The sequence below is a fragment of the Corallococcus sp. 4LFB genome (assembly GCF_046520365.1).
Taxonomy (GTDB): domain Bacteria; phylum Myxococcota; class Myxococcia; order Myxococcales; family Myxococcaceae; genus Corallococcus; species Corallococcus caeni.
Genome location: NZ_JBKGHJ010000567.1, coordinates 1 through 4,840, shown reverse-complemented (window position 1 = coordinate 4,840; position 4,840 = coordinate 1). Strand labels below are relative to the sequence as shown.

The 4,840-nt window shown below is 72.8% G+C and carries 5 protein-coding genes and 1 pseudogene; all 6 read right to left on the bottom strand.

The annotated features are described in order from the left end of the window. Window positions 1-456 (bottom strand): annotated as a pseudogene (locus tag ACLEQD_RS36975) (hybrid sensor histidine kinase/response regulator); the annotation flags it as partial. Next, window positions 432-980, bottom strand: coding sequence for a DAHL domain-containing protein (locus ACLEQD_RS36970; RefSeq protein ID WP_410390592.1), 549 nt, complete (start codon window positions 978-980; stop codon window positions 432-434). The gene ACLEQD_RS36970 and the pseudogene ACLEQD_RS36975, both read right to left, overlap by 25 nt. Then, window positions 980-1,354: a response regulator gene (locus tag ACLEQD_RS36965; protein WP_410390591.1), complete on the bottom strand. Its 375-nt coding sequence runs from the start codon at window positions 1,352-1,354 to the stop codon at window positions 980-982. The genes ACLEQD_RS36970 and ACLEQD_RS36965 overlap by 1 nt, the downstream gene beginning before the upstream one ends. Window positions 1,355-1,420: 66 nt before the next feature. Further along, window positions 1,421-3,001, bottom strand: coding sequence for an ATP-binding protein (locus ACLEQD_RS36960; protein ID WP_410390590.1), 1,581 nt, complete (start codon window positions 2,999-3,001; stop codon window positions 1,421-1,423). A gap of 184 nt (window positions 3,002-3,185) precedes the next feature. Beyond that, window positions 3,186-4,100, bottom strand: coding sequence for a mechanosensitive ion channel family protein (locus ACLEQD_RS36955; RefSeq protein ID WP_410390589.1), 915 nt, complete (start codon window positions 4,098-4,100; stop codon window positions 3,186-3,188). Further along, on the bottom strand, window positions 4,097-4,840 hold a 744-nt coding region (locus tag ACLEQD_RS36950), incomplete at its 5' end, for a hypothetical protein (RefSeq protein WP_410390588.1). The genes ACLEQD_RS36955 and ACLEQD_RS36950, both read right to left, overlap by 4 nt.

The window sequence follows — 4,840 nt, the reverse complement described above, 5'->3', positions numbered from 1 at the left end:
CTCGTCCAGCACCACGATGCCGTCCGGCGACGCCTCCAGGATGGCGGCCTTGCGCGCGTCGCTGGCCCGCGCCTCCGCGCTCGCGGCGGACAGGGCCCGGGTGCGCTCCGCCACGCGCTCCTCCAGCCCGCGGTTGAGCTCCCCCAGCGCCGCGGACGCCCGGGCCAGCCGCACCAGCACGACGATGACGTAGCCCACGAGCAGCAGCGACACGCCGAAGAGGACGACGCGCGTGCGCTCCGCGCGGGACTGGGCCTGCTCCTGGAGCTGGAGGTACGTCGTGATGAGGCGCTCGGCCTCGCCGGCGGCGCCGTGGTCCAGCAGCGCCTGGAAGGACGCGTCCGCGGAGCGCTGGAGCGCCAGCAATTCGCGCACGCGGGCCGCCAGGCCCTCCAGCACGGCGTGGGCAGGCTGCCCCTCCAGCGCCCGGGTCAGGAGCGCGAGCGAGGCCTCCACGCGAGCGCCAGGGCCTCCCCCCGCGCGCGAGAGGCGAGGAGCACCTCCACGCCCAGCGCCTCCACCTGTTCGCGCGTCGCGCCCGGGGGCAGCAGGGCGGCGGTGGCGGCGACCTGCCCGGGGAAGGCTTCGCGCAGGGCGGCCAGCTGCTGGTCCTTCGCGCGGGCCGCCGCCAGCAGGCCGCGCGAGCCCTCCAGCACGCGCAGGTACGCGTCCAGGGAGGCGGTGAGCGACCGCATGCCCTCATCCGGGAGGAAGTCCGGCGCCGTGCGCAGACTGCGGGCGCGGGCGGCCAGCGCGTCGAAGTCCCGGTCGGAGGCGCCGTGCAGCTCCGCCATGCCCACGCGCTGACGCAGCACGTCCTGTTCCAGCTCCGCCGTGGCCACGCGCAGCTGCCGCAGCCGGGTGCGGTAGTGGTCGTGGTCGGCGGTGGAGCCCGGGCGGCCCAGGACGAACAGGGCGCACAGGACCACGAGGGCGCCCGCGGCCAGCGCGGCGGAGCGTTTGGACAGGCGGGGCTCCATCAAGGCACCAGGCGGCGGATTTCCTGCGGCAGCGTCATGGGGTCGAACGGCTTGCCGATGACGCCCACCGCGCCCAGCTCCAGGTAGCGCGCCACCTCCTGCTTCTGGACCTTGGCGGTCATGAAGATGATGGGCGTGTTCGCGGTGGCGGGCTGGGCGCGCAGCCGGCCGAACGTGGTGGGCCCGTCCATGCCGGGCATCATCACGTCCAGGAGGATGAGGTCCGGGCCCTCCTGGCCCGCCTTCTCCAGGGCCTCCGCCCCTGAGGACGCGAGCACCGTCTGCCATCCCCCCACGCGGCTCAGGCTCAGCTGCCCGATGGTGCGGATGTCGTCCTCATCGTCCACGAGCAGGACCTTCTCGATTTTCGCCATGGGAGGGAGTGCTCCGGGAAGCGGGGTTTGGATCGGGGGGTTACGGGAGCGGGGCGCGAGTGGATCTCAGGCCGCGTCCGGCCCGGGTTCGCACTCCGGCAGGTCGAAGGAGAAGCGGGTGCCCGCCCCGGGGCTGGTGGTGAAGCGCAGGGTGCCGCCCATGCGGGCGACCAGCCCCTGGGCGATGCTCAGGCCCAGGCCGGTGCCGGGGCGCCTGCGGGTGTCCGAGGAGTCCGCCTGGGCGAACTTCTGGAAGACGCGGGCCTGGAAGGCCTCCGGGATGCCGGGGCCGTAGTCCCGCACGTCCACGCGAAGGGCGCCGGCCTCGCGGGTGAGCGACAGGGTGACGCGCTCGCCCTGGGGGGAGAACTTGATGGCGTTGGAGAGGAGGTTGGCCAGCACCTGGATTAAGCGGTCCTCGTCCACGCGGGCGCGGGCGTGGGGCGCGTCCACCACGACCTCCAGGCGCACGCCGTATTCGGCCGCGTAGCCCTGGTGGGCCTGGAGGGCCTGGGCCAGCAGCGGCGCCACCTCCGTGGGGGCCAGGTGCAAATCCATCCGGCCGGACTCCATCTTCTCCAGGTCCAGGATGTCGTTGATGAGGCGCAGCAGCCGTTCGCTGTTCTTGTGGGCGATGCCCACCATCTGGGCCACCTGCGCGTCCAGCGGGCCGGCCACGCCGCCGCACAGCAGGCCCAGCGAGCCGCGGATGGAGGTGAGCGGCGTGCGCAATTCGTGGCTCACGGTGGAGATGAACTCGTTCTTCATCCGCTCCACGCGCTGGCGCTCCTCTTCCAGGAGGCGGGCCTGGGTGACGTCCCGGGCGACGGCGTAGAGCAGCCCCTCCTCCGGGTCCGGCACGGCGTTCCACTGGAGCCAGCGCCAGGAGCCGTCCTGGCAGCGGGCGCGGTGCTCGAACTGGAGGACGGGGGCGCCCTCGCGCGCGCGGGCCAGGTGCCGCGAGGTGGCGGCGCGGTCCTCCTCCAGGGCCAGGTCCACCAGGGACGTGCTGTAGAGCTCCGCCTCGGAGAGGCCGAGGGTGCGGCTCCAGGCCTGCGACAGGCGCAGGAAGGTGCCGTCCATGGCGGCGATGCAGAGCATGTCCACGGAGACCTCGAAGAAGCGCTCCTGCTGCGTCAGCGCGATGCGGGCCTCGCGCTCGTGCAGGGCGTTGAGCTCCACCTCCGCCCAGCCGGCCAGGTCCGCGAGCGCGCCCAGGTCCGCGCCGGAGAAGTCCCGGGGCTGGGAGTCGATGAGGCACAGCGTGCCCACGCGGCTGCCGTCCGCGGCGCGCAGGGGGTGGCCCGCGTAGAAGCGGACGAAGGGGGCGCCCAGCACCAGCGGGTTGTCGTGGAAGCGCGCGTCCTTCAGCGCGTCCGGCACCACGAAGGTGGAGGAGGTGAGGATGGCGTGGCCGCAGAAGGACACGTCGCGCGGCGTCTGGGTGGCGGCCAGCCCCTGGCGGGCCTTGAACCACTGGCGGTCCTCGTCGAGGAGCGACACGAGCGCGATGGGCACGCGGAACAGGTGCGCCGCGGCGCGCACGATGCGGTCGAAGCGTTCATGCGCGGGCGTGTCCAGCAGACACAGCGAGCGCAGGGCCTGGAGGCGCCGCGGCTCGTCCGCGGGCGTCGGGGGAGGAAGCATGGCGTGCGCCCGGTGCTACCCCACCTGTCTGCCATTGGTAAGAGGGGCGCTCACGAAGGCCCGACCCCCGGGTCAGGAGGCCGGGCAGGCAGGCACCGGATTGCAGCCCGGCGGGATTTGTCGGTCCTTGTCGCCGCGATTGCCGCCTCGGCGTGGGCGTGAGGCCCCTGCTGGCCGTCCGCCCTCAGCCCTGCCCGGGCCGGGGGGCGTCCAGGGAGCGGTGGAGCACCGCGGGGGGCTGGATGCCCCGCTCCCGGAAGGCCTGGAGCACGCGGAAGTGCACGTCGGTCTCGAAGGGCTTTTCGTACTTGCAGTCGAAGACGTAGGGGCGCGCCTTCAGGTGGACGGCGACGTAGTCCTGGAGGATGACCTGCTTCGCGAGGACGGGGATGGACTGGTCCAGGTAGACGTAGGGGCTGGTCAGGCAGGCCTCGCGGATGATCTCCGCGGCGAGCTTCGCGTCTTGATCCACGCCGATGTAGAAGTCCATGGCGACCTGCATCTCCAGCTCACCGTAGTTGCCGCTGGAGGTGACGTCGGTGAAGACCTTGTTGTTCGGGATGGTGATGATGTTGTGGTCCAGCGTGTTCATCCGGACGCTCCTCAGCCCGATCTTGATGATGTCCCCGTACTCGCCTCCGTAGGACACCCGGTCGCCCACCTGGAAGGGGCGGTCGAACATGATGGTGATGCCCGCGATGAAGGACGCCACCAGGTCCCGCAGCGCGAAGCCCACCGCGAACGCGAGCGCGCCCCCGATGACCGTGAGCGCGGTCGGGTCCAGGCGGATGCTGAGGCTGGCGACGAGCGCGATCGTCGCGACGTAGATGAAGAAGCGGACCGTCGTCTGGACCTTCTGGATGGAAGGCCGCCGGTTGGAGAACCGCGCGCTCAGCCGGTCGCCGGAGTCCTCGACCAGGCGGATGAGGAACAGGGCCCCGATGAAGACGGGGATGGACGCCGCCACCCCGCCCCAGCGGATGAACTCGGCCAGCCGCCCGACGTCCGGGGCGTCCTGCGCCCGCGCGGGCAGCGACACCAGCAACGCCCCCACGCCCGCCAGCGCCCGCCCTTGAAAGCCGCCCCGGAGCGTCCTCATGGCGTCACCAACAGGTGGCGGCGTTCGAGCAGGCGGGTCGCGGCGCGCAGCCAGCGCCAGGCGACCCGCACCTCGCCCTGGTGTTCCTCGAAGAAGCCCTGGGCCCTGCCGAAGCGCAGGTCCTGGAGGACCTCCTCGGGCCGCAGCCGCGTCGCCTGGGCCACGGCCTCCGCGCTGATGGGGGCGAACTGGAGGACGGCCCGGAGGATGAAGAGGGACGCATCCGGCAGCTTCTCCAGCAGCGTGGGGTCGGGCACCTGCAGCGCGCGCACGTGCACCACGCCCGCGGCGTCCTGCGCCAGCGAGCTGCGCCAGACCTCCAGCGCGAGCGCGGGGTTGCCGCCGACGTGGTCCCAGAGCATCCGCTCATAGCCGGTGCGCTTCGCCAGGAGCGCGTCCTGCCGGTCCTGCTCGTCCGCGCTGGGCGGCAGCGGCTCCAGCAGGTCCTCGTAGCTCGGGAGGAGCGCCGCGCGCGCGCAGCGCTCCTGGAGCAGGGCCCCGATCTGCGACTCGCTCCAGCCCCCCAGCAGGTACGTCTCGTCGAACAGCGGTCGCGCGTCCCGGGCGCGCTTGAGCAGGGGCCAGACCGACGCGTCGAGGGTGAGGACCCACAAGACGCCGTCCGCGTGGTCGCGAGCGAAGGCCAGCAGCGCGTCAAAGGCCGCGAAGCCGCCAATGGCCGGCTGGATGAGCGCGTGCGCGTCATCCAGCAGGCACCGCGCGCGGGACGCCGCGCGGAC

What these genes read in the sequence shown, in the direction of transcription:
- ACLEQD_RS36970 (WP_410390592.1), bottom strand. Translation starts at nt 980, where the DNA reads ATGGAGCCCCGCCTGTCCAAACGCTCCGCCGCGCTGGCCGCGGGCGCC.
- ACLEQD_RS36965 (WP_410390591.1), bottom strand. Translation starts at nt 1,354, where the DNA reads ATGGCGAAAATCGAGAAGGTCCTGCTCGTGGACGATGAGGACGACATC.
- ACLEQD_RS36960 (WP_410390590.1), bottom strand. Translation starts at nt 3,001, where the DNA reads ATGCTTCCTCCCCCGACGCCCGCGGACGAGCCGCGGCGCCTCCAGGCC.
- ACLEQD_RS36955 (WP_410390589.1), bottom strand. Translation starts at nt 4,100, where the DNA reads ATGAGGACGCTCCGGGGCGGCTTTCAAGGGCGGGCGCTGGCGGGCGTG.